The following is a 250-nucleotide window of genomic DNA, read 5'->3' as shown; positions in this document are numbered from 1 at the left end:
CAAGAATGCCATATTTGTTGGGAGTGAGATTGGTGTTTGCGGTAAAGCGAAGAAACAGTAGCTGGCCTTTAGAAAACGGATGAAGTACAGGGATACAAGTGTTGATGTTGTTCTTCCAGCACCATTGTATGGCTAGGCTTGGATCTATTTCGCCATCATTGGCGAGATACAGGGCTACATTTTTGGCGCTTATCAATTCAGGTAGTTGGCGAAACTGAGTCACTAATTGAGAGGCTGCTGAGTGTTGTTC

1 protein-coding gene is annotated in these 250 nt (G+C 44.4%); it reads right to left on the bottom strand.

The features are described from left to right. On the bottom strand, nt 1-250 hold a 250-nt coding region (locus AB4585_RS23815), incomplete at both ends, for a 5-formyltetrahydrofolate cyclo-ligase (protein ID WP_372171237.1).

Source organism: Vibrio sp. 10N.222.49.C9 (genome assembly GCF_041474985.1).
Classification (GTDB): Bacteria; Pseudomonadota; Gammaproteobacteria; order Enterobacterales; family Vibrionaceae; genus Vibrio; species Vibrio crassostreae_C.
The sequence above is the reverse complement of the archived record's forward strand: the minus strand, read 5'-3'. Positions and strand labels throughout refer to the sequence as shown.